Origin of the sequence: Rothia koreensis (assembly GCF_052232265.1) — a bacterium.
GTDB classification, from domain to species: Bacteria; Actinomycetota; Actinomycetes; order Actinomycetales; family Micrococcaceae; genus Rothia; species Rothia koreensis.
The window spans coordinates 2411022-2436027 of record NZ_CP197643.1 but is presented as its reverse complement, the minus strand read 5'-3'; the positions used below and the strand labels follow the sequence as shown (position 1 = coordinate 2436027).

The window sequence follows — 25006 nt, the reverse complement described above, 5'->3', positions numbered from 1 at the left end:
GAACGGGGCCGCCCCAGGCCCCCTGAGAAAAGGAAAGAAATCATGTCACCGCGCTATGAGAACGAACCACACCTCTCCACGACCGGCACCGAATTCGTCGGCTCGTCGGAATCCGGATCACGGGCCGGTCGGAGGCAGGGGCCGACATCGGGACGACGTCGCTCCGGGTCCGCCGCCGGGCTGATCGCGGCCCTGGGCATCGGCGCCCTCGTGCTGTCGGGATGCGGCGACGCGGGAAGCACAACCTCGGAGGCCGACCAGGCCAGCGCCAGTTCGTCGGAGACGACCGGCGACAGCAAACAGCTCAAGCTGCCCTCGGGCTGGAAGCACGCGGTGGGGACCACCGATTTCCAGGACGTCCAGGCTGACAGCAAACTGCCCACCACGGTGACCGACGGGACCGGGACCGAGGTGACGGTCAAGGACGCGTCCAAGATCATTTCCGCCGGTGACGGCATTTCCTCGACCCTGGCCGCGCTGGGCCTCAAGGACAAGATCTACGCCGCCCCGAACAACAGCACGTCCTCTGCGGGCAAGGATGCTCCCGAGCACTTCGAATTCAGCAAACAGACCGGTACGGAAGGCCTGCTGGCTCTGGACGGGTCGCTGTTCATCGGTGACAACACCAAGCGCCACGGAGACGTTGCCAAGCAGTTCCGCGACGCCGGAACGGACGCTGTCGTCGTCGACGACCAACAGAGCCAGGCCAAGAAGCTCCAGGCCGTCGCCGACTACGTGGGCGCTCACGACGCCGGGACCAAGCTGGTCGACAAGCTGAACTCCGACATGGACGCGGCCAAGAAGAAGGTCGACAAGTCCGACCTCAAGGGACACAAGGTCATCCAGGTGACCGCGACCGGTGCCGGCGGCGCAAACTCCGTGGCGGGAACCGGGACGCCCGGGACCGAGATGATCGAGAACCTCGGCATGACCTCCGTCGGAGCCGACAGCGGACTGCGTGGCCTGTCCCGTGAGTTCAGCAACGAGGGCATTCTCGCTTCGGATCCTGACGTGATCGTGATGGCCGAATCCGATTTCGAATCATGGGGCGGCGAGGACGGCTTGTGGGAGGCGTTCCCGACCCTGAAGGAGACGAAGGCCGGGAAGGAGAAGCACATCGTCGTCATGCCCGACGCACAGATCCGCTACTCGAGCCCCGAGCTCGGAGCCGGTGCCGAAGCGCTCGCCAAAGCGATCTCGGAGTTCTGATCCCGCATGCCGATGACACGCAGTGAATCCGGCGGGACCGACATCCGCCGACTGCCGCTGGCCGTGACCCTGATCGCCGGACTCGTGATCCTGGCGGGGCTCATGGTCGTGTCCGTCTCGATCGGACCGGTGCGGGTCGTGCTCACCGACGTGGTGCACATCCTGCTCTCACCGGTCCTCGGCGGGGACGACTCGCTCAGTCAGAGGGACGTTTCGGTGGTCTGGCAGTTGAGGGTTCCCCGAATCCTGCTGGGCGTCATGGTCGGCGGGGCGCTGGCGATCTCCGGGGCGTGCCTCCAGAGCCTGTTCAACAACCCGCTGGCCGACCCCGGCATCGTCGGGGTCACCAGCGGGGCCTCGGTCGGTGCGGTCGGGGCGATCGTGCTGGCCGGCGGCTTCGCCTCCCAGTGGGTCGTCCCGTTGGGGGCCTTCGTCGCGGGTCTGGCCGTGACCGGGCTGATCTACGTGCTGGCCAGGCCGGGGCGGACCACCGGCACGGCGCGCATGCTGCTCGTCGGCATCGCGGTGGGCTCGGCGTGTCAGGCCCTGGTGGGCTTCTTCACGTACATCGCCGACGACAGCCAGCTCCAGACCCTGGTGTTCTGGCAGATGGGTTCGCTGGGGCGAGCGAACTGGGCCCAGCTGGTCGGGGTTCTCCCGATCTTCCTGATAGGCCTCCTCCTGGTCCTGCGGCTCTCGAAGACGCTCGACGTCCTGACCCTGGGGGAGAGGCAGGCCCAGCATCTGGGCCTCAACGTGAAGTTGAGCCGGCTCGCGATCATCGTGACCACGGCGCTCCTGACCGCGGCCGCGGTGGCCTTCGCCGGATCGATCGGATTCGTCGGGCTCGTGGTCCCGCACATCATGAGATTCCTCGTGGGCCCCGGGCACAAGGCCCTGCTCCCGGCATCCGCGATCGCGGGCGCCGTCCTGGTGGTTGCGGCGGATGCCGCGTCTCGCACGCTCAACCCGCCGACCGAGATCCCGATCGGGCTGTTCACGGCCGCCGTCGGTGCGCCGTTCTTCCTGTTCCTGATCCTTCGTGAGAAGAGGAGGATCTCATGATTCGAGGCAAACGAGACCGTTCGGACGCGTCGACGTCCGCGGGCTCGTCGCCAACGGCGCGAGACCCCCACACGCCCGTCGTCGAGGTGCGGTCCGTCAGCTATGCGATCGGGCCCAAGACCCTGATCGACGACGTCGCTTTCGATCTGCTTCCCGGCACGGTCACCGCACTGGTAGGGCCCAACGGGGCCGGAAAATCGACCATGCTCGGGCTGCTCGCGGGCGACTTCGTTCCCCAGCACGGCGAGGTGCTGATCGGCGGGCGGGCCCCGGGGCAGTGGCGCCCTCTCGAACTGGCCCGGGAACGGTCCGTGATGCTCCAGCAGCAGACCACCCATTTCGGATTCAGCGTGGAGGAAGCCGTGGCCATGGGGCGTCTTCCGCACGACGTCGACGAGGAACGAGACCGGGAGATCGTCGAATCGGCCCTCGAGGAGTCCGACGTCGCGCGACTTCGACGACGAGACGTCACCACCCTGTCCGGCGGCGAATCGGCGAGAGTCGCCTACGCACGGACGGTCACCCAGACCACACCGATCGTGCTCCTGGACGAGCCGACCGCCGCACTCGACCTCCAGAACCAGGAAGCTCTGCTGCGATCGACCCAGCGCCTGGCAGGGAACGGTGCCGCCGTGGTCGTGGTCCTTCACGACCTCAATCAGGCGGCACGCTATGCGACCCGCGTGCTGATGTTTTCCCGCAGCCGACTGGTGGCCGACGGGCCGCCCCCTGAGGTCCTCACCCCGGAACGGATCGAGGACGTCTACGGGCAGAAAGTCCATCTCTTGGAGCATCCCCAGACCGGGGCCCCGATTCTGGTGCCCGTGCACGACTGACCGGCAGGCCTGCGCCCCGGCGTCCGTTGCACGCACCGACTGACATGAAGGAAGGAAACCATGACCCAAACCGCGCTGACCGGCCGAACGGGCCTGGCCGAGTACCCAGGGATTCCCGAAGAATTCGCCGCGAAGTATCGCGCGGCCGGCTACTGGATCGACGAGACCTTCCAGGATTTCGTCCTGGACCGGTGCGACCGATTCGCGGACCGGACCGCGCTCGTCGCCTCTTCGTCACGGGACCCCGAAACGGGCAGCCTGGCGACCCAGACCTGGACGTACGCTGCCTTGGAGGACGAAGCCAGGCGTTCGGCCCGAACACTCCTGGACGTCGGCGTCGCGCCGGGAGACCGGGTGATCCTGCAACTGCCCAACACCGCCGAGTACACGGCCTACCTCTGCGGGGCATTCCTGGTGGGTGCCTTGCCCGTCTTCGCCCTGCCCAAGCACAGGGCGAGCGAACTGGGCCACTTCGCCCGAAAGACCGACGCGGCGGCCCACATCGTCTGTCAGGGGGCCGAAGGATTCGATTACCTCGGTCTCTACCGGGAGTACGCCGACGGCATGCGGGCCGAAGGCCTCCAACCCCCGGTTCTGATCGAGGCGAGCGGGCAGGTGACCGAGAGCGAGGACGGCGTCGTCGCCATCCTGGACCGTCCGGAACCCCTGCTCGACCTTCCCCGGCCCGTGCGCAACCGAGGGGCCGAGCGGCTGAGCGAGAACGTGGCGTTCCTCCAGCTGTCCGGAGGGACCACCGGAATGTCCAAACTGATTCCGCGAACCCACGCCGACTACCTCTACTCGGTCAGGGCCTCGGACCCGATCTGCGGTGTGGATCGCGAGACCAGAATGCTCGTGGTCCTGCCCGCGGCACACAATTTCACGATGAGCTCTCCGGGGATCCTCGGGGTGCTGCACGAGGGAGGCAGCCTCGTCTTCGCGGCGGACCCGAGCCCGCAGACCGCGTTCTCCCTCATCGAGCAGGAACGGGTCACGATGGCATCGCTGGTGCCGCCGCTGCTGCAGGCGTGGATACTCTCGGCCCAGAGGAGGTCACCGGACCTCTCGAGCCTCAGGACCGTTCAGGTCGGCGGGGCCAAGCTCGCCCCGAGCGTGGCCGAAAAGGTCGCCCCGGTCCTCGGTGCTCGGCTCCAACAGGTCTTCGGCATGGCCGAGGGACTGGTCAACTACACGAGGGACACGGATCCGGAGGAACTCGTCGTCCGGACACAGGGAGTCCCCATCAGCCCCGACGACGAGCTGCTGGTCGTCGACGACGACGACCGTCCCGTGGCCGAGGGCGAAACCGGTCACCTCCTGACCCGTGGCCCCTACACGATCCGCGGCTACTACCTGGAGGACAAGGCCAACCGCTTCGGCTTCACCGAGGACGGGTACTACCGAACCGGCGACATCGTCCGGCTGCACCCCACGGGTCACGTCGAGGTCACCGGGCGGTCGAAGGACCAGATCAATCGGGCCGGAGAAAAGATCGCGGTGGACGAGATCGAGGACGTGGCCCTCAGCGCCGACGGGGTGGCCGACGCCGTCGTCGTCGGGATACCCGATGACGACCTCGGAGAACGCGTCGGCCTGGTGGTCCTGCCCCGGGACGACGCCGACTTCGGCGCGGACCCGAGAACCTGGTTCCGCGAATGGTTCCGGGAACGGGGGATCGCGGAATTCAAGATCCCGGAACGCGTCGAGATCCGTCGGGACCTGCCTCTGACCAACGTCGGCAAGATCTCGCGCCGCCACCTCAGGACCGCCCTGGCCGAGGACCTCGCCGCGTCTCGACCCTGAACCCAGCAGACGCCCAACCTATCGGCGGATCCGGGACCCACCGGCTGGGACGGGACCCACCAGTTGGGACGGGACCACGAAGCACACGATTGCCGTCGCGGCGCTCCGCCGTCGCGGTGCGCCTCATCATTGCCCTGTCATCACCGCACAAGGAGAAGAAACATGATCGACGATTCGACACTCAAGTCAGTCCTGGCGCCGCACTTGCGCGAGGAAGGGGCCTTGGACAAGGCCTTCCATGACCCCACGGCCAACCTGTTCGACCTGGGGATGGATTCCATCTCGGCATTCGCCCTCCTGGACGACCTCCAGGATCACGGGGTGGGCCTGGAATTCACCGAGTTGATCGCTGACCCCAGCGTCGGATTCCTCCGCGAAGCATCGGAAAGGGCCCAGTCATAGTGGACCGGAATGCCCCGCCCTGGTACCCGCTCACGGATGCGGCGCGCGGAATAGGGTTCGCGACTCGACTCGACCCGGACAATCCTTGCTACAACACTGCCGAATGCGTCGAATTCACCGAGCCGGTGGACGCGAAGGCGCTACGATCCGCGCTCGGAACCGTGTACGCGGAGAATGAGGGATTCCGGGTCGAACTGGACCAACGCGGCAGCGAGCTCGGCTGGCGCCCGCTCGACATCGACGAATTCCTCGGTCGCGTCACCGTCGGGCGCAGCATCAGGCTCGAGGCCACGCCCGCCGAGGCGCGACGGACGGTGCTCGATTGGTGCGCGGAAGCGGTGCGCACGGCCCTCGACGTCGAACGGGGGCGCACCGTGGATTCCGCGATCATCGAATGCGGCGGCCGCCAATGGTTCTACCACTGTTTCCACCACCTGGTCGCCGACGGATTCGCCGCATTCGACGCCCTGCGCCGGGTGGGACAGGTCTACGGGCGGATTCTCGAGGGCGAGGCCCCCGAGCCGGCTCACAGGCCAGGGCTCGCGGAGCTGCGGGCCCAGGACGCCTCTGACGCCGAGCGCCGAGCCGCCGATCTCGAGGCCTGGTCGGAACGGCTCGATCAGGAGGACACACCGACGGATTACTCCCTCGCGCAACGCGAGGCCGCGCCCTCGGCCACGGCGCACAGGTTTGCCCTGCCGGTCGACGTGAGTCTCCAGGAGGCGATCGTCGAGGTCGCCCGCGGTGAGGGGGCACAATGGCCGACGGGCGTCGTGGCCGCCGTCGGTTCGTACCTCTCCCGAGCCCTCGGCCTGCCCGAGGCCGGCTTCGGCGTTCCCCAGATGAACCGGGCCCTGTCCGGTGCACCTCGAGTCGCCGCCCGCACGGGATGCACCGCGGTGAATGTGTTGCCCGTCCATGTCTCCGCCCTCACGCGCCCCCAGGACCAAGTGCGGCAGGTCAGGGACCAGATGGTGTTCAACCACGAGCACGCTCTGGCCCGCCAGGAAGACCTGGAAAGGCAGGCCGCGCGTCGAGGCGGTCGGGCCTTCGGGGCCCAGATCAATGTGGTGCTCTTCGACGCCGTCCTGCGATTCGGCCCGTGCCGGGCTCAGGTCCACAACGTGTCCGCGGGTCCGGTTCCTGACATGACGGTGTGCCTGAGGGGCATGCCCGGTCGGGGGCACGACCTCAGCCTCGAGCTGACCGCGAACCCCGAGCTGTATTCCCCGGAGGAAACCGAACGCCACGCGCACCGAATCCTGCGATGGATGCGTTCGTGGACCGAGGCAGCAAGGACGACAACGCCCACCGCGCAGCTCGACCAGGCGCTTCCCGAGGAAATCGAACGTATTCGCAGCCTGTCAGCCACGGAGCACGAGGTCGAGGCGCGAACGCTTCTCGAGCGATTCGAGGAGCAGGCCGAACGCACACCGGAGGCACGTGCCCTGCGCGAAGGACCCGCCTACGGTTCCACGGGTTGCTTCGGGGGTGGAGAGAGAACCTACGCCGAGCTGGTCCGCGCGGCCCGTGAGGTCGCCGAGGGGCTCTCCGCCGCCGGTGTGGCCTCGGGCGACGTCGTCGGGCTCCGCGTCGAGCGCGGCGTCGAACAGTTCGAGCTCCTCTACGGCCTGTTGTACGCCGGGGCCGTGTACCTGCCGATCGACCCGACCCTTCCCGTCGGCCGCGTGACGGCCATGCTCGAGGACGCCGAGTGCTCGACACTGATCAACGGGACCGGCCTGGCGTTGCCGGACTTCTCCGAGGCCGCGACCGGGACCGACGCCGCTTCCCATACCGCACCCATCCGTCTCCTGGAGGCCCGGGAGGTCTACCGCCTGGGACGCGAGACCGGGACACGAACCCCCTCCGACGACTACCCGGGCCGTCGAACCCGTCCGGACGATCTGGCCTATGTCCAATTCACCTCCGGCTCGACCGGGCGTCCCAAAGGCGTGCCGATCACACACCGGGCCCTGGACAACAGGTTGCGCTGGCAACAGCACCTGATTCCGATCGATGGGTCCGACAGGATCGCTCACAAGACGGCGATTTCCTTCGATGTCCACGTGTGGGAGCTGTACTGGCCGCTCCAGGAGGGCGCATGCGTCGTGATCGCGGCCCCCGAGGGGCACAAGGATCCCGAGTACTTGGCCCGCCTCCTCCGGGACGAGTCGGTCACGGGCCTGCACTTCGTGCCGACGATGCTCTCGGCGTTCATCTCGACCCCCTCCGTCCGTGCCCTCCTGGGTGACGAACGAGTCGCGCTCCGCCACATCGTGTGCAGTGGTGAGGCGCTGACCAGGGAACAGGTCCGAGGAACCGTCGACCTCGTGGGCGTTTACCCCTTGAATCTGTACGGCCCGACCGAAGCCGCGATCGACGTCACGGCCTGGGACACGGAAACGGACCCCGACGCCGCCGTCGTGCCCATCGGACGCCCGGCCTGGAACACCGGATGCCACATTGTCGATCCCACGGGCCACCTGTGTCCGCCAGGTATACCCGGGGAGCTGTGCCTGTCGGGTGTCCAGGTCATGTCCGGGTACCTCAACCGACCGGACGCCGACGCCGTTGCCCTGGACACGATTCCCCTGGGCAGCGGTTGCGGCCGGCCCGTATCGCCCGACGCGTCCTCGCCTGTACCTGAGACGCTCCGGGTGTACCGCACCGGCGACCTGGCCGTGTGGAGGGAGGACGGCGTCCTGGAGTACAGGGGGCGCCGGGACCACCAGATCAAGATCCGGGGCCAGCGACTCGAACTGGGGGAAGTGGAAGCGGTCCTTGCCGACGTCGAGGGCGTCCACGCCGCCGTCGTTCTGGTCAAGACCATCGGTGGACAACAGACGCTGGCAGCCTTTGTCGAGGGCGACGCCGAGCGCGGCGACGACCTCCTGGCCTCGGCCAAACATCATGCCGCCGCCGTGCTGCCCGAGTACATGGTCCCCGCGCTGTGGTCGCGTGTGGACGGCATGCCCGTGACCACCAACGGCAAGGCGGACCGGAGGGCCCTGGATGCGATGGAACTGGCCCTGCCGGACCAGGGAGGCGTGCCCCGGTCGCTGAAGGAACAGACGGTCTGCATGATCTTCGCCGACGTCCTCGACGTGCCCTCGGTCGGCCCGGACACGGATTTCTTCTCGGCCGGGGGAGCATCACTGAGCGCCCTCGAGCTCGGGATCCGCGTCGAAGAACAGTTCGGAACGCCGTGTTCCCTCGCGAAGATCTTCGCCCATCCCACGCCCGGGTCCCTGGCCGAGTCTCTCGAGGAGGACGACGCGGGCGAGCTCGAACCCGTCCTGCGGCTGCGCCACGGTCAGGATCCGGACGCGACGCCTGTCGTGTTCCTCCCTCCCGCTGGGGGTCTCGGGTGGTGTTACGCCTCGTTCCTGAAGCACCTTGATCCGTCGTCGTCCGTCTGGACCCTCCAGGCCAGGCAGTTCTCGGACCCCTCGTCGCGATGGCCCGAGACCTTGGAAGAGCTCGCGGAGGACTACGCCGCGTCCCTGTCCGCGATCGCGCCGCACGGTTGCATCCTGGCCGGCTGGTCCGTGGGAGGGATCGCGGCCGTCGACGTCGCCGCGCGGGCCGCACGGCAGGGGGTCGACGTCGAGAAGGTCGTGCTGTTGGATGCGTACCCGCCGACCTACTGGCGAGCCCGTCCGGAACCGACCGAGTCCGATCTCTGGATCGCGCTGATGCGCATGGGTGGGATCGAGCCGCGGGAGGTGCCCGGCGACTTGGCCGGAACCGTCGCCGCGCTCAGGGAGCATGGCTCTCCGTTGGCGAACCTGGACGACGCATCGTTGCGCACGTGCATCACGTCGGTGTGGAAGGCGATGGGCTACACGAGGGGCCGCGATCCCCAGGCATTCGCCGGCCGGCTGATCCTGTGCTCGGCGCGGGACAGCCTGGAGGCCGGTGCCGATCCCGACGCGTGGTTGCCGTGGTGCGACGAACTGGAGACCCACGTCGTCGAGGGCGACCATGCATCGGTGCTCCGAGGCGCCAACGCCGAGAGGATCGCGCAATGGCTGGTTCCGGACGTGGCGGTACGGCCATGACCCCTGCGCGAAGTGGCAGTCTTGTGCAGATTCTGGGGCGAAATCCGCACAACGTTGCCACCTCGCGGTGGGTTCGGGCGGCCGCGCGCGGGTGCGCGGTGGGCGGGAGCTAGTTCCCGCCCAGCCCGAGCGCGGCGACGAGTCCGGCGATGACCTCGTCCGCCGCGTTCTCTTCGTAGCCCTGGGTGCACACGGCCAAATAGCGGCAATCCTCGGAGCCTGGGTCCCCGATGAATGCGACGTCGTGCCGGTACCCCGGAACTTCGCCGGATTTCGACCCCCAGCGGATGCCGGAGGCGAGCGATTTCCCGATCGGGGGAATCGTCTGTGCCTCCAGAGCCTCGACGAAGAGCGAAACCACGTCGCGCGGCACGTCCCGGCCCGGCCCGAGATCGCCCGTGACCGTGGCCCGCATGAGTTTCGTCAGATCACCGGCGGTCGTCTCGTTCGTCAGCCCTTCGTCCTGGGCCGCGGGGTCCCCGATCAGTCGTTCGACGCGCGTGGACTCGAGGCGCAGGTCCGCGAAGACCTGGGCCACGGCGTCGATCCCCACCGCACCCAAGAGAATGTTGGTTGCTTCGTTGGACGAACGAGAGATCATGAGGCGGCAGAGGTCCGCGACCGAGAGGTCGGTACCGTCCGCCGGGAATTCGGGGTCGAGATGGTCTCCGGTGAGGCAGAACCGTTCGCCACTGGCTCCCTCGAAACTTCTCGTGGCCCCGTACACCGACCGGAGGGAGAGATCCCCGGCGGCCACGGCCCGGCCCACGGCAAGGGCGATCCCCAATTTGATGGTCGATGCCGCGTAGTAGACGGTTTCGGGCTGGTAGCTCGCGAGCCGCCGTCCGACCTGGTCGCACCAGGAGAAGCTCACTGAGGGGAGGAGCGCGCTGTGATCTGCCATGATTCCGAACCTAGCAGAGCCCATGGCACGCCGGACCGCCGGTACGGGTCAGTCCTGCGCCGACCCGGAAGAGGCCGTGCGGTCGGCAAGCTTTTTCCTCGCCTCCCCAACGGCGTCGGCGACCGTCTGGGCATAGAGGTCCTGCCCCGGGGGTTCTGGATGGACGCCGTCGGAGACCATCAGGTCGGGCCTGCCGTCCGAGGCCTTGGCCCAGTCCGCGACGACGATCTTGTCGCTCTTCTTCCCCGCGGACCGGACCGTCTCGTTGGAGGTCTTGACCCAATCGAGCTTTGGCGGGGCCTGGCCCGTGACCAGCACGATTTCCCGGGTCTGATCCGATTCGGCCAGGTCGGTGAGGGTATCGACGTCCTCCTGGGTCATCCCGGAGTTGGTCGACAGGGAAACGACCACGATCCGGCCCAGCTCGTGCTTGTCGCGTTGTTTCCTGGCGATGTCCAGACCGTCGGAGACCTCCCGGCTGACCTTGGCATCGACTGAGATCCCGGGCATTTTTGACCGCAGATCGTCGGCCGCGGACACGGTCACGGAATCGCCGATCATCGTCACGTCCTTGCCGTCCGGAGTCGGCTCGTAGGGACTGGGGCCGGACGGGCTCGGGGTAGCGGACGGCGACGTCTCCGGCTGGTCCAGGACGTCTTTGCCCTTCGAGATGACAGACTGCGCCTGGGTCCTCTCGGGTGCCTGCAAGCACGCGGCCACCGTGCCGGAGACGGTCACCACGGCCACGAGCATGGCCCCGACCGCGGCCCACCGCACGTTCCCGGGTCGCTTGAGGGCCCGGAACAGGGCGGCCGTGGCACCGAGGAAACCTTTGCGTCGGACCGGTTGCTCGAGCCACTTGTACGACGCCGCCGCGACGACCACGGTGGCCGCAAGGACACCGATGTTCTTGGGCGTCTCCCATATCGTTGGCGCGCCGTAGTGCATGAGGGTCAGCATCGGCCAGTGCCAGAGGTACAGCCCGTAGGAGCGCTTGCCGACCCACTCGAAGGGAGCCAGCGAGAGGAACCGTCTCAGGCCGGCGGCACCCGTGCCGCGGACGTCGGGAAGGAGGCACTGGATCACGCCCAGGCCCAGAAGCGACGCGGCGACCAAACCCCATGGGGCCAGCAACTCAGGGTCCTCTTCCGTCAGGAACCGTGCCAGAACGGGCAGGAGCACCAGGCTGCCCCAACCCACCAGGATGCGAACCACGTTGAGGCCCGGCGAATAGGCCTTCTCCACCGCGGGGACCCGGGTGTCCTGCCGTGGCGGGTACATGCTCCACGGCACCATGAGCGCCAGGACGGCGCCGAACATGAGCCCGAAGGCGTGCGAGTCGAGACCGTAGTAGCTGCGGATCATGTCGCCCTTGGCGGCGGTCCACGCCGCCATCGCCACCACGGATCCGGTCGCGAGGACGGCAGGCACCAGGGTCCGCTTCCGCCAGGACCTGACCAGGATGCACGTCGTCACCAGCACGATCGGCCACGCCAGATAGAACTGTTCCTCGACCGCGAGCGACCAGAAATTCGTGAACAGCTCGGGAGAGGTCCGTGTGAAGTAGTCATTGTCGGCGACCACGTTCGCCCAGTTGGAGGTGTACGTCAGGGAGGTCATCACCTGGCGTGGCATCTCCACCAGAACGTCCCCGCCGAGGAACAGGGCCACGGAGGTGCACACGAGCACGCACAGCACCATCGCGGGCACCAGGCGGCGCAACCGGCGCATCCAGAACTGAGGCAGGTGCATCATGCCCGTGTACGCGGCCTCGCGGAGCAGCAGGGCCGTGATGAGGTATCCGGAAATCACGAAGAACAGATCGACGCCGACGAGCCCTCCCGGCAACGCCATCGGCCACACGTGGTACACGATCACCAGGACGACGGCGATCGCACGGAGCCCGTCGAGTCCGCGCAGGACGAAGCGTTCCTGCCCCGCCCGGGGCGGAACGGACGAGTCGAAGAGTATCGGGGGTGTCATGGGGCGACGCGGTTCCTAGCAACGAGAATCGGGGTCGATGTCGGTAATGGTCCGGGGTCGAAGTCCGTAATGATTACCAGAACATGGTAGTAGTCCGAGGCCCGTTGAGAGGCCACTGTGGACAAAGCTTCGGAGGAGTTCGGCACAGAGAGGGAACGAATCGGTGGTTTGTCGATGCGGCGATAGGGTGGAGGACATGACTGATGTGATCAAGGTTGCTGTACTCGGCGCGTCCGGAAGGATGGGCTCGGAAGCCGTCAAGGCCGTGGAATCGGCGGAGGACATGGAACTGGTCGCGGCACTCGGCTCGGGTGACTCGCTCGACCGGACGGACGGGGCCGGAGCCGACGTCGTCGTCGACCTGACCGTTCCGGCGGCCAGCGAGGAGAACGTCCGCTACGCCGTCGAGCACGGAATGCATGCCGTGGTCGGGACCACGGGGTGGGACGAGGCCAAGCTCGATCGGTTGCGTGCGCTGCTCGAGGAGCACCCTGGCACAGGTGTCCTGATTGCCCCGAACTTTGCCATCGGAGCCGTTCTCGCGGGCAAATTCGCAGCCACGGCGAGCAAGTACTTCGAATCGGTCGAGGTCGTCGAGCTGCACCATCCCAACAAGCTCGATGCGCCTTCGGGCACCGCCGCCCACACTGCTCGGGAGATCGCGGAGGCGCGTCGGAGCGTCGGTCGCGGACCGAGCCCGGACGCGACCGAATCCGACCCGCAGGGTGCGCGCGGGGCCGTGGTCGACGACGTCCACGTCCACGCGGTTCGCTTGAGGGGCCTGGTGGCCCACGAGGAGATTCTCCTCGGCGACGAAGGCCAGCAGCTGTCGATCCGCCACGATTCCTTCGACCGCGTTTCCTTCATGCCCGGCGTCCTGCTGGGCATCAGGACCGTGGGGCAGCGCCCCGGCCTGACCCACGGCTTGGACGGCTACTTGGACCTGGACTGACGCGTGCGAGGACTGAAAATCTTCACCGGGGCGGCCGTCGTCCTGGTCGCCATCACCGTCTGGCTGCTTCCGGTTCCGGCCGGAACACGGCTGTTCATCATGGTCATTCTCGCCTTCAGTGCGGCCTTTGTCTTCATCGATTCGACGAACAAGGGGAAGACCTTCGCCGCCGTGACCGTGGCGCTCCTGGCCCTCTACCTGGTGGTCACTCTCCAGAGAGGGGTGCTCCTGGTCGGGTCCGGAAATCTCGCCGGAATCCTCCTGGGGGCGGGCCTCATTGTCCTCCCGCTCATCGGGGCCTGGGCGCTGATCAAGGAGGTCCTCTTCGGCATTCGCGTTCAGCAGTTGGCCCGGATCCTGGGGCGTGAGGGCGGGTTGCCCGAAGACAACCTGCCGCGGACGGCGTCGGGCGGTATCGATCGCGACGCGGCCGACGCCGATTTCGCGCGCTACCAGCACGAGGTCGAGGCCGAGCCGGAGGACTGGCGGACCTGGTTCCGACTTTCCTGCGCCTATGATGCCGCGGGAGACCGGAAGAGGGCCAGACGGTCGATGCGCGATGCGGTCGCCCTGTATCGGGGACGCCCGGCCAAGGCCTTGTCACAGGGCGAGGAAGCCTGAAAGTGCTGTAGCCTGGGAACCATGCCTGAGTCTTCGATCGCGAACACCGCCACAGTCGAGCCCCTTTTCGGTCGCCTGCTGACCGCCATGGTCACGCCCTTCGCGGCCGACGGATCCGTGGACGAGGAGGCCACCGCAGCGCTCGCCCGCGAGCTCGTCGAGCGCGGCAACGACGGCCTGGTCGTCTGCGGCACCACCGGTGAATACTCCACGATGACCGACGAGGAGAACGCCCGCGTCTTCCGCATCGTCAAGGATGCGGTGGGAGACAGGGCGTCCATCATCGCGGGCGTCGGGTCCAACGACACCAGCCACACGATTCACGTGGCCGGGCTCGCGGAAGAAGTCGGCGTCGACGGCCTGCTGGTCGTGACCCCGTATTACAACAAGCCGACCCAGGCGGGCCTGCTGGCGCACTTCCGGGCCGTCGCCGACGCCGTCACGACCCCGATCATGCTCTACGACATTCCGGGCCGCGCGGGAATCCAGATCGAGGCCGAAACCCTGATTGCGCTCGCCGAGCACCCGAATATCGTTGCGGTGAAGGACGCCAAGGCGGACTTCGCGAGCGCTACCGAGGTTCTGTCCCGCACGGACCTCCAGTTCTATTCCGGCGACGACGGCCTGACCCTCCCGTGGATGTCCGTGGGTGCCACGGGACTGATCGGTGTGACCACCCATGTGGTCCCCGAACAGTTCCGGGAACTCATCGACGCGGTGGTCCGCGGCGATCTCGCAACCGCCCAGCGCCTCCACCAGGAGACGCATCCGGTGGTCACGGCGACCATGACCCGGGTTCCCGGCGCTGTGGCCGCGAAAACAATTCTTCAATGGCAGGGACGGCTCGCAACCTCCACGGTGCGCCTGCCGCATGTCGAACCCACCGAGGCCGAGACCGCACGAATCCGGTCCGACCTCGAGGGTTCGATTGCCGCCTCAAGCATCAGATAATATCCGGGTCCCGCTGCTGAGGCGGGGCCCTCACCTTCAGAAAGGGGTCCCGTGACCCAGATACCCACCGATTTGCCGAAGCCTCCGAAGCTCAAGAAGGACACGCTGCGTGTCCTGACTTTGGGTGGACTCGGAGAGGTCGGCCGCAACATGACGGTCTACGAACTCAACGGAAAGCTGTTGGTCGTGGACTGCGGGGTTCTCTTCCCCGAAGAGACCCAGCCCGGCGTCGACCTGATTCTGCCCGACCTGAACCACATCCTGGACCGCCTCGATGACATCGTCGCCATTGTGCTGACGCACGGTCACGAGGACCACATCGGCGCGGTTCCGTACTTGCTCAAGCGTCGCCCCGACATTCCCCTGATCGGTTCGCAGCTGACCCTGGCGCTGGTCGAAGCCAAGTTGCAGGAGCACCGCATCCGGTCAACCAGCATCGCCGTCGAGGCGGGCGACGTCGAGGATCTGCGGCCCTTCGAATGCGAATTCGTGGCCGTGAACCACTCGATCCCGGACGCGCTCGCGGTGTTTATCAGGACGAAGGCCGGAAAGGTCTTGCACACCGGCGACTTCAAGATGGACCAGCTGCCGCTGGACGGCCGGATCACGGACCTCCGGCATTTCTCTCGTCTCGGCGAGGAAGGCGTGGATCTTTTCCTCCCGGACTCGACCAACGCCGAGGTGCCCGGCTTCACGCCCACGGAGAAGAACATCGGCCCCGTGCTTTCGGACGTCTTCCGCGATGCTCCGAAGCGAATCATCGTCGCTTCCTTCTCCTCGCACGTGCACAGGGTTCAGCAGGTCATCGATGCGGCGGTCGAGCGCGGTCGCAAGGTTGCCCTGTGCGGTCGTTCGATGGTCCGCAATATGTCCATCGCCGAGAAGCTTGGCTACCTGCAGGTGCCGGACAACGTGCTGATCGATCTGAAGCACGTGGACAATTACCGCGAGGACGAAGTCGTCCTCATGTGCACCGGCTCGCAGGGAGAGCCCATGGCGGCCCTTTCGCGAATGGCCAGCGGTGACCACAGGATCCAGATCGAGCAGGACGACACGATCGTGCTCGCCTCGTCCCTGATCCCCGGCAACGAGAACAGCGTGTACCGGGTCATCAACGGGCTGCTCAAGCTCGGCGCCAACGTGATCCACAAGGGCAATGCCAAGGTCCACGTGTCGGGTCACGCGGCCGCCGGCGAACTGCTGTACTGCTACAACATCCTCGAACCCAATTACGTGCTTCCGGTGCACGGTGAAGTTCGTCACCTCATCGCGAACGGAAAGCTGGCGATGGAGACCGGCGTGCCGGAAGAGAATGTCCTTCTGGGCGAGAGCGGTGTCGCCGTCGACATGAGAAACGGCGAGGCGCGCATCTCGGGCGCCGTCGATTGCGGGTATGTCTACGTCGACGGGAAGTCCGTGGGTGAGATCACGGATCAGGATCTTAAGGATCGTCGCACGCTGGGCGAAGAGGGTTTCGTCTCGATCGTGATCGTGGTCGACCGCAAGACCAAACGTGTCGTGGCCGGTCCGGACATCCACGCCCGCGGTGTTGCGGAAGAGGACTCGGTCTTCACACCGATGATTCCCAAGATCACCGAGGCCCTGGAAGAGGCCCTGAACGAGAAGTCGTCCAAGCGCCTGAGCAATCACCAGATGCAGCAGATCGTGCGCCGGACGATCGGCCAGTGGATCGGCCGCAAGCTGCGCCGGAAGCCGATGATCATCCCCGTGGTGGTCGAGCACAACCAGGAGGGCTGAGGCCAGGAAACTCGCGGGGACGACCCCCGCATCGATGGGGCGGTGATCCACAGATTCGGCCGGTTTCGACCCGGGCGAGTGTGGGTTCCGCCCTCATCGTCTACCCTGGAACATATGGCGACTCGTACTTCCCCCACCCCTCAGAAGGGCGCATCGCAGTCGCGGCGTTCGTCGAGCGGCACCAAGAAAGCCGCCACTCGTTCTTCGCGTGCGACCACTGACGCACCTGACCAGCCCAATTGGCTCGTCCGGGCGATTCTCGGTGCCTGGGTAGGTTGTGCCCACCTGGTCGGCGGTGCAATCCGTCGCATGGGCACGCTGCGCACCGAACTCGCCCCGGAGGACCGGCGCGACGGCGGAGCCCTGCTCATGCTTGTGCTCGCGCTGATCACCGCGGCCGTCGAATGGTGGAGCCTTGCCTCCGTGGGCCTGCAGGCCGTGTCCTGGCCGGCCATGGCGTGGCACGCCGTGGTTGCCGGGACCTTCGGGCGCATGGCCCTCCTGGCCCCGGTTCTGCTCGGCGGATTCTCGATCCGCGCCTTCAGACACCCGACCGAGATGGGGGCCAACAACCGCATCGCCGTCGGACTGTTGCTCATGGTCATCAGCGGTTCCGCGCTCTTCGACCTGGCCGCCGGTTCTCCGAGCGTGGAGGCGGGCCTGGACGCCGTCCGGAGCGGTGGCGGAATTGTCGGCCTGTTGGCCGGAGCCACGCTGTCCAAGCTCATCACGGTGCCCGGGACCATGACCCTGCACATTCTTCTGGCCCTGATTTCGGTCCTCATCGTCACGGCGACGCCGATACGCTCGATCATTCCGAACATCAGGTCCGCCTTCGGACGCCTCGTCGGGGACAAACCGCAGGAGAAGGGGGCCGATCTTTCGGCTCCTGAGCACGATCGATGCTACCTCGACGACGAGTACGGGGAGCAGAAATCCGCCAAGCCGAAGCGGTCCCTGTTCGGCCGGCGCGAGAAGTCCGGGAACGAAACCGAGCCCCTGGACGGCTACGCCGGGGACGAGGCCTTCACGAGGGCCGTGGTCGACAAGAACGCGCCGAAGGGGGACCCCAACGGCGGACGTCTGGGCACCGCACCCACCGAGGTCTTCGACCACAATTCCGCCGGGGAACCCGGGTCTGCGCCCAAGAAGAAGAAGTCCGAACTGTTCGACCTGGGCAAGTTCAACCGGGCCAAGTCGGCCCGGGTAGAGCAGCAGCGGGAGGCCGAACCCGAGCAGAGTTCCTTCGAGGACATGGACAGAACGCGCGTTATCGGTGGCGCCGATCCCGATGCGACCGAGGTCATCGACTCGGGCCAGCCCGCCCCGGATGCCCGGAAGCCGTCGCGGAGTTCATCCACCACTGAAACGTTGTCCGAGAATCCGCACGAAGGCGTCTCGCCGCTGGTCGAGAAGTCGAACCCCAAGGAAGCCGAGACATTCTCCGCGGATGATGCCTCGTCGTCGGACGATTCGATCCCGCACGCCCAGCCGCAGAACGGTGCGGCACGTGAGGCTGCGCTGTCGACCACTGACTATGTCCTTCCGCAGCAGAAGATGCTGGTCCAGGGTCCTCCCGCCAAGGAGCGTTCCGAGGTCAACGACTCGGTCGTCGAGGCACTGACCAACGTCCTCGACCAGTTCAAGGTCGACGCCCAGGTCACGGGTTTCTCCCGTGGCCCGACCGTGACCAGGTACGAGATCGAGCTCGGTGCCGGTACCAAGGTCGAGCGCGTCACCGCACTGTCGAAGAACATCTCCTACGCCGTGGCGAGCGCGGACGTGAGAATCCTTTCCCCGATTCCCGGGAAGTCGGCGATCGGCATCGAGATCCCGAATACCGACCGTGAAACGGTTGCGCTCGGGGACGTTCTGCGGTCCAACAAGGCACATGCTTCGCCGCACCCGATGGTTATGGGCGTGGGCAAGGACGTCGAAGGCGGATTCGTGGTGGCCAACCTGGCCAAGATGCCGCACATCCTCGTGGCGGGTGCCACCGGCGCGGGCAAGTCCTCGTTCGTCAACTCGATGATCACCTCGATCCTGATGCGGGCTACGCCCGACGAGGTTCGCCTGGTCATGGTGGACCCGAAGCGCGTGGAGCTGACGGCCTACGAGGGCGTGCCTCACCTGATCACGCCGATCATCACGAACCCCAAGAAGGCCGCTGAGGCCCTGCAGTGGGTTGTTCGCGAAATGGACGCGCGGTATGACGACCTCTCCCACTTCGGGTTCAAGCACATCGACGACTTCAACAAGGCCGTCCGTGAGGGCAAGGTCCAACCGGAACCGGGGTCCAAACGGAAGATCCGTCCGTACCCGTATCTGTTGGTGATTGTCGACGAGCTGGCCGATCTGATGATGGTCGCCCCCAGGGACGTCGAGGACGCGATCGTCCGAATCACGCAGTTGGCCCGTGCGGCGGGAATCCATTTGGTCCTGGCCACCCAGCGTCCGTCGGTCGACGTGGTGACGGGTCTGATCAAGGCGAACGTGCCTTCCCGGATGGCGTTCGCGACCTCGTCCGTCACGGATTCCCGAGTCGTGCTGGACCAGGCTGGGGCAGAAAAACTGATCGGCCAGGGCGATGCCCTGTTCCTGCCGATGGGCGCTTCCAAGCCGATGCGTGTCCAGGGCGCGTGGGTCTCGGAGTCGGAGATCCACGACGTCGTCGAGCACGTCAAGACGCAAATGCCGGTCAGCTACCGCGCCGACGTCATCCAGGACCAGCCGAAGAAGCAGATCGACGAAGACATCGGGGACGACCTCGACGTGCTGCTCCAGGCGGCGGAACTGATCATCAACTCGCAGTTCGGCTCGACCTCGATGTTGCAGCGCAAGCTTCGCGTCGGTTTCGCGAAGGCCGGGCGCCTCATGGATCTGCTGGAATCTCGGGAGATCGTCGGCCCGTCCGAGGGGTCCAAGGCACGCGATGTTCTGGTGGCTCCCGATGACCTTCCGGCGGCCCTTGCGAAGATTCGCGGTGAGGAACCTCCGGCCGGTTCGGGCGATGACCAGAGCGGGCAGGGAGACGACCCCGTCGAGGAGTCTCTGCAGAACGTCGCGACTGATTACAACGATCACGCGGACGAACCGAACGACGAAGACGCGTGGCAACTGACCGGTCGATGAGTTCGGTACCGGACGGCGCGAAGAAGGGGCACTCATGAGCAGCGCAGAATCATCGGGGTCTACCCCCAAGCAGTCCAACCTCAATCTCCCGAATGCGCTGACGACGCTCCGGATCCTGATGGTTCCGTTCTTCGTCTGGTTCCTCCTGGCCGGGGGCCACTTCGGCGAGGTGTCGATGGGGATGCGCTGGGCTGCGGTCATCGTCTTCGGTGCCGCGATGTACACGGACAAACTCGACGGCGACATCGCACGGTCGAGAAACCTCATCACGGATTACGGGAAAATTGCCGACCCGATCGCAGACAAGCTCCTGACCGGAGCGGCCTTCGTGGTCCTGTCCATGCTGGGGGAGCTGTGGTGGTGGGTCACGATCGTGATCCTCGTGCGCGAGTGGGGCATCACCATCATGCGGTTCTTCGTGATCCGCTACGGGGTCATGGCCGCATCCAAGGGCGGCAAGCTCAAGACCGTCCTGCAGACGGTCGCCCTTGTGTTGTTCATCCTCCCGCTGGGGGCAGTGGGCTGGTGGCTGATGATTCCCGGGTGGATCGTCATGGCCGCCGTGGTCGTGGTGACCGTGGTGACCGGCGTGGATTACGTGGTCAAGGCAGTGGTACTCAGGCGCGACTACCTGGCCGGGAACGGAAAGTCATGAGTCGGCTTCCTCTTCCGGAGGACGAGACGACATCGGCCCTGGCAGCGCGCGTGGTCGCGTCCGGAACGGTGTCGGGTCAGACCGTGTCCACGGCGGAGTCATTGACCGCCGGGATGCTGGCCTCCACCATCTGCTCGGTGTCCGGCGCGTCCGCCGTCTTCTGGGGCGGGATTGTCTCCTACGACAACTCGGTCAAGTCCGGCGTGCTCGGGGTGCGAGAGGGCCTGTTGGCGGACAAGGGCTCGGTGGATCCCGACGTCGCCCGCTCGATGGCAGCGGGGGCTCGGCGAGTCTGCGGCACGGACTGGGGTGTGTCCACGACCGGAGTAGCGGGCCCGAACCCTCATGACGGCAAACCCGTGGGCCTGGTGTACTTGGGGTGCGCCGGGCCTCAGGGATACGCGACCCGGGAACTGAGGCTCGAAGGCGATCGCGCGGAGATTCGGGAACAGACCGTGTGGGCGGCCCTGCGTCTGATGGTGGAATCCATGGCCAGGGAGAGCTAATCGGTGGAGATTCCGGGATACACGATGTACCCAGAATATTCACAGCCTTCTCTCGCCGAGAGCGGGAATGAATTCCCAGGGAACTTGGTTTGAATGAACGTGACGGTGCAAAAACAATCCGTCCACAGGCCTGACGCACAGATGCGAACTGCATTAGGCTGAAGAAACCACGTGGCACTCAACACTGAGAGGCCACATCGAAAAGGGAGATAGGCATAAAGATGACTAAGCAACCCGTGTCCGTGAACGGCGTCGTCCGTTGGAAGGACGTGGGACAGTCAGAAGATTTCACGCCCGAACCGCAGGAGCCCAAAGTGATTGTCCTTCGCCACGAAATCGGTGAGGTCCTTCGAGACATCCGCCAGCGACAGGGACGCACCCTGCGCGAGGTGTCCCACAGTGCCCGCGTCTCGCTCGGATACCTCAGTGAGGTCGAGCGCGGTCAGAAGGAAGCCTCCTCAGAATTGCTCGCTTCCATTTGTGTGGCACTGGAGATTCCCTTGTCCCAGATGCTTCGAGAGGTCTCGGACCGTCTCGCGGCAGCCGAGGGGCTCAATGTTCCCGATACCGTCCCCAACGAACTTTCCGAGGAGTTCCGCCGCGAATACGGCATGAACGCCACCGGGTCGATGGATTTGCCGCATACGCAGCGAACTCGCCCGATCGTCCGGTAACCGCAGAGCGCGTCGCATCCCGATCGGGTTTCACCTGAGAAGCTGGAGCCCGGCGGGATGCGATCCGTGGGTTGGACAGAAAATCCGTGTTGTCATCGCGAGAAAATCGCGGACGGCGCGGATTTTCGTGTGAGAGGAGACCCTCGGGGCAGGCCGCCCGGACTACAACGAACCGAACGACCCACGACGATTTTTTGTGCCCTGTCGTGCGGATATCGTGATGACGGATCCAGAGGAAGGCTGAACCATGAAGATGTCGGAGTTCTGGCGGAGCATGGAAGACGAATTCGGCTTCGGCTACGCGCGAGTCGTGGGGGACCAGACGGTGCTCGACGCCGTCGGGAGCAGAACCGCGAACGAAGCGCTCGACGATGGTGTTGCCCCGCTCCGGGTGTGGCAGGCGGTGTGTCGTCAGCACGATCTGCCCGAGTCGCGGTGGTTGGGCACAGACCCGGGGGAACCCAGGTGAGGCGCGGATCCGGGTCGAATCGGCCGTTCCGGAACATCGAAAATATATTCGAATTCGTGTTCGAGATCGGTTAGACTCGAGGCCAGAGGCGTGGCGCGGGTTTTCCACAGATGCCCCAAACCGCTTAACTTGTCAGTCCCCTTGACTAGCGTGAGGACTGAAACGCACGACAGCAGGCTCGTCGTCATCGACGGGCCACGGAATTGAGGTAATCATGGCTGCTAAATCGCGAAACACGGCTTCCGTATCCCGCGCGACCGGTTCGGACCGGGAGAAAGCACTGGACACGGTTCTTGCGCAGATCGACAAGAACTATGGCAAGGGCTCGGTCATGCGGCTGGGGGACAGGGAAGCGGTCAAGACAGAGACCATTTCGACCGGTGCCCTCGCACTCGACGTGGCATTGGGCGTTGGGGGTCTTCCCCGGGGCCGCGTGGTCGAGGTCTACGGCCCGGAGTCCTCGGGTAAAACCACCCTCGCACTGCATGCTGTGGCGAATTGCCAGAAGGCCGGCGGTATCGCGGCCTTCATCGACGCCGAGCACGCTCTCGACCCTGTCTACGCGGAAAAGCTCGGTGTGGACACCGACTCCCTCCTCGTCTCTCAGCCCGATACGGGTGAACAGGCGCTGGAGATCATGGACATGTTGGTCGGTTCGGGTTCCATCGACATCATCGTCGTCGACTCCGTGGCGGCACTGACCCCTCGCGCCGAGATCGAAGGCGAAATGGGGGACTCCCACGTGGGGTTGCAGGCTCGGCTGATGTCCCAGGCCCTGCGCAAGATCACGGGTCGTTTGTCGCAGACCAATACGACGGCCGTTTTCATTAACCAGTTGCGCGAAAAGATTGGGGTCTTCTTCGGGAGCCCCGAGACCACCACAGGCGGCAAGGCCTTGAAATTCTACTCTTCGGTGCGCATTGATATTCGTCGCATTGAAACGCTCAAGGATGGCGCGAATCCGGTGGGCGCGCGCACCAAGGCCAAGGTCGTCAAGAACAAGATGGCACCACCGTTCAAGATCGCCGAATTCGACATGCTGTATGGCGAAGGAATTTCTGTTGAGGGCGGCATTATCGATATGGCGGTCGAGCACAATATCGTCAAGAAGTCCGGAGCCTGGTTCACCTACGGCGGGGACCAATTGGGCCAGGGCAAGGAGAATGCGCGGCGCTTCCTCAAGGACAACCCGGAGCTCGCAGAAGAAATACAGCAGAAGACTCTCGTCAAGGCCGGGATCATCGATTCGGAAGACGAGGACGTCAATGCTGGCTCCACTCCGATCGACGCGTCCGCAGGAGAAGACAGCGAGAATTCTGCCGAATTGAGCGATGACCCGCTGGATGCGTTGCCCGAGAACTTCTGATGAGTCTTCGCTCAGGTCGTGGCGACGGCCGGAACCGCTCTGGGGCCGGTCGTCGTCGCAACGGTAGTCGGCTCGGTGGCCCGGCAGCTTCCACGACGTCCTCGGCATCACGGGGCCTCGGGGTCGAAAGCTCGGGAGCTTCGGATTCTTCGGTTCACCTTCGCAACTACAACGCGGGGCAGAGTCCACGGGCGGGCGAAGAAAAGTCCGCCCCACCGACCGATGAGAAGACCGAGTACGACCAGGCCAAGGACATCGTTCTCCGGCAGCTCACTATGGCTGCGCGAAGCCGTGCCGAGCTGGAGGACAAACTGCGTTCGAAGCAGATCGGGGAGGAGACCATCACCGAGATCCTCGACAAATACGAGGACTGGGGACTGGTCAACGACCAAGAGTTTGCGGAGATGTACGTCAGAAGCCGATCGACGAGCCGCAAGCTCGCACGCCCGGCCCTGCGCCGCGAACTCGCAGACAAAGGCATCACGGGGGACATTGCGGACGAAGCGCTGGCCCAGCGCACGGACGAGGACGAGCGGGAGGACGCCGGCACCTTGGTCCGAAAAAAGATCAAGCGTGGTGCGGATCTGAATGACAGGACCGTGAGGGAGAAGGAGCTGCGACGGCTGGCTTCGATGCTGGCCCGTCGAGGCTATTCGCCCGGTGTTGCCTTTGACGTGGCCAAGCAGGAGCTTCACATCGTCGGCGAGGAAGAATTCGACGATCTTCCCTGACCCGTCCTGCCCTGACCCGTCAGCCCGTGCAGGCGAACCGTCGCTGACGGGCCAAGATCTCGAATAGCTATTGCTGACGGGACCCCGATCTCGAGTGGCTAGGGGTCGGTGCGGGTCGGCGCGAGTTCCCTGAGGATCGATGCCAGGATCAGGCGTGCAATGCTTTCCCGCTCGGGAGTAACATTCCATCGAGACGCCAGGAAGTCCCCGATCTCGTTCCACTGGTCCGGGCTCGGACTTGCGTCGATCGTGCCCAGGTCCGGTGCCGAGGGCAGCCCCAGCCTGGCCTCGACCACCAGGAGCGCCGGATCGCAGTATCCGGTTCCCTCACCATCCAATTGCCGATAGGTACCATCGCGGTCCAGGGCAAAGTTGGCTGGGTTCATGTCGCCGCACCACATGACCGACAGGGCCGGGTCCAGGAAATCCCTCAGCTGGTCATCGGTGATACTCGCCCGACGTGCCAGCCCCAAAGACGGCAGCGCCCCCGGGTGGCCTTTCACGGCGGACACCGGATCTGACCGGCCCAACGAGGCACGGAATTCTTCCGAGGCCGTGGAGGTCGCAGGAACCACCAGGTCCGGCCAGGACCGGGCCCACCTCAGCAGCTCCGCGGCGGAATACCGCCGCCCCGGGCGAACTTCCAGGTCCTCGTGGATGAGCACCCTGGCTTCGTCATCGTAAGCCAGGACCGAGGCGGCTCCGGGAAGCACCTTCGCGCCGAATTTGGCGCGCAAATAGCCGAAGTCACTCGCATTCCGCGCCGAGTCCCTTCGCCGAAAATATTTCAGAACCACTGACCGTTGCCCCGACCGACAGCGCGCCACGATCGAACGGGGAGTAGAGGAGAGGACCTCGACGACGTCGGTGACCCCACCCAACCGTTCCGCTGCAATCACCCCTCCTCGACTCACGTGAGGGCGTG

General features: G+C 65.7%; 20 protein-coding genes. 17 read left to right on the top strand and 3 right to left on the bottom strand.

The features are described from left to right. Positions 1–42: 42 nt before the first annotated feature. From ACTSLZ_RS10800 to ACTSLZ_RS10775, 6 genes are all read left to right on the top strand, one after another. Positions 43–1209: a heme/hemin ABC transporter substrate-binding protein gene (locus tag ACTSLZ_RS10800; RefSeq protein ID WP_443095007.1), complete on the top strand. Its 1167-nt coding sequence runs from the start codon at positions 43–45 to the stop codon at positions 1207–1209. A gap of 6 nt (positions 1210–1215) precedes the next feature. Then, positions 1216–2274 carry a FecCD family ABC transporter permease gene (locus ACTSLZ_RS10795; RefSeq protein ID WP_443095006.1) on the top strand — a complete coding sequence of 353 codons (1059 nt, stop codon included), beginning with the start codon at positions 1216–1218 and terminating at the stop codon, positions 2272–2274. After that, positions 2271–3110, top strand: coding sequence for a heme ABC transporter ATP-binding protein (locus ACTSLZ_RS10790; protein WP_443095005.1), 840 nt, complete (start codon positions 2271–2273; stop codon positions 3108–3110). Before ACTSLZ_RS10795 ends, ACTSLZ_RS10790 begins: the two co-directional genes overlap by 4 nt. 60 nt (positions 3111–3170) lie before the next feature. Then, positions 3171–4913, top strand: a complete 1743-nt coding sequence (locus tag ACTSLZ_RS10785; protein WP_443095004.1) for a (2,3-dihydroxybenzoyl)adenylate synthase — start codon at positions 3171–3173, stop codon at positions 4911–4913. 162 nt (positions 4914–5075) lie between these two features. Continuing rightward, positions 5076–5315 (top strand): phosphopantetheine-binding protein, encoded by a 240-nt coding sequence (locus tag ACTSLZ_RS10780; protein WP_129315430.1) that lies wholly within the window; start codon positions 5076–5078, stop codon positions 5313–5315. Then, positions 5315–9379, top strand: a complete 4065-nt coding sequence (locus ACTSLZ_RS10775; protein WP_443095003.1) for an amino acid adenylation domain-containing protein — start codon at positions 5315–5317, stop codon at positions 9377–9379. The genes ACTSLZ_RS10780 and ACTSLZ_RS10775 overlap by 1 nt, the downstream gene beginning before the upstream one ends. A 109-nt stretch (positions 9380–9488) precedes the next feature. On the opposite strand, the gene ACTSLZ_RS10770 is transcribed toward ACTSLZ_RS10775, so the two are convergent. Further along, positions 9489–10283: a serine hydrolase gene (locus ACTSLZ_RS10770; RefSeq protein ID WP_443095002.1), complete on the bottom strand. Its 795-nt coding sequence runs from the start codon at positions 10281–10283 to the stop codon at positions 9489–9491. Positions 10284–10331: 48 nt separating this feature from the next. Then, entirely contained in the window at positions 10332–12266 is a 1935-nt protein-coding gene (locus ACTSLZ_RS10765; RefSeq protein ID WP_443095001.1) for an acyltransferase family protein, read from the bottom strand. A 196-nt stretch (positions 12267–12462) separates the two neighbouring features. Between ACTSLZ_RS10765 and dapB the strand changes: the two genes are divergently transcribed. The 11 genes from dapB to ACTSLZ_RS10710 all read left to right on the top strand — a co-directional run bounded on the left by dapB (position 12463) and on the right by ACTSLZ_RS10710 (position 24081). After that, positions 12463–13218: a 4-hydroxy-tetrahydrodipicolinate reductase gene (gene dapB, locus ACTSLZ_RS10760; RefSeq protein WP_397555780.1), complete on the top strand. Its 756-nt coding sequence runs from the start codon at positions 12463–12465 to the stop codon at positions 13216–13218. Between the two features lie 3 nt (positions 13219–13221). After that, positions 13222–13839, top strand: coding sequence for a hypothetical protein (locus tag ACTSLZ_RS10755; RefSeq protein WP_129315435.1), 618 nt, complete (start codon positions 13222–13224; stop codon positions 13837–13839). A 21-nt stretch (positions 13840–13860) separates the two neighbouring features. Continuing rightward, positions 13861–14790 (top strand): 4-hydroxy-tetrahydrodipicolinate synthase, encoded by a 930-nt coding sequence (dapA, locus tag ACTSLZ_RS10750; RefSeq protein WP_178980081.1) that lies wholly within the window; start codon positions 13861–13863, stop codon positions 14788–14790. Between the two features lie 51 nt (positions 14791–14841). Then, on the top strand, positions 14842–16548 hold the full coding sequence (locus tag ACTSLZ_RS10745; RefSeq protein WP_129315436.1) for a ribonuclease J: 1707 nt from the start codon (positions 14842–14844) through the stop codon (positions 16546–16548). A 114-nt stretch (positions 16549–16662) separates the two neighbouring features. Further along, positions 16663–19680, top strand: coding sequence for a DNA translocase FtsK 4TM domain-containing protein (locus ACTSLZ_RS10740; RefSeq protein WP_443095000.1), 3018 nt, complete (start codon positions 16663–16665; stop codon positions 19678–19680). 34 nt (positions 19681–19714) lie between these two features. After that, positions 19715–20335, top strand: coding sequence for a CDP-diacylglycerol--glycerol-3-phosphate 3-phosphatidyltransferase (gene pgsA, locus ACTSLZ_RS10735; RefSeq protein WP_443094999.1), 621 nt, complete (start codon positions 19715–19717; stop codon positions 20333–20335). Continuing rightward, positions 20332–20841 carry a CinA family protein gene (locus tag ACTSLZ_RS10730; RefSeq protein WP_443094998.1) on the top strand — a complete coding sequence of 170 codons (510 nt, stop codon included), beginning with the start codon at positions 20332–20334 and terminating at the stop codon, positions 20839–20841. Before pgsA ends, ACTSLZ_RS10730 begins: the two co-directional genes overlap by 4 nt. 221 nt (positions 20842–21062) lie before the next feature. Further along, entirely contained in the window at positions 21063–21515 is a 453-nt protein-coding gene (locus tag ACTSLZ_RS10725; protein ID WP_129315440.1) for a helix-turn-helix domain-containing protein, read from the top strand. 247 nt (positions 21516–21762) lie between these two features. After that, entirely contained in the window at positions 21763–21984 is a 222-nt protein-coding gene (locus ACTSLZ_RS10720) for a DUF3046 domain-containing protein (protein WP_129315441.1), read from the top strand. A gap of 214 nt (positions 21985–22198) precedes the next feature. Further along, positions 22199–23350 (top strand): recombinase RecA, encoded by a 1152-nt coding sequence (gene recA / locus ACTSLZ_RS10715; RefSeq protein ID WP_129315442.1) that lies wholly within the window; start codon positions 22199–22201, stop codon positions 23348–23350. Further along, complete coding sequence (locus ACTSLZ_RS10710; RefSeq protein WP_443094997.1) at positions 23350–24081, top strand: regulatory protein RecX; 732 nt, start codon at positions 23350–23352, stop codon at positions 24079–24081. Before recA ends, ACTSLZ_RS10710 begins: the two co-directional genes overlap by 1 nt. A gap of 98 nt (positions 24082–24179) precedes the next feature. Here the strand turns inward: ACTSLZ_RS10710 and ACTSLZ_RS10705 are convergent, their stop codons facing one another. Continuing rightward, positions 24180–24980, bottom strand: coding sequence for a hypothetical protein (locus ACTSLZ_RS10705; protein ID WP_443094996.1), 801 nt, complete (start codon positions 24978–24980; stop codon positions 24180–24182). Positions 24981–25006: the final 26 nt, after the last annotated feature.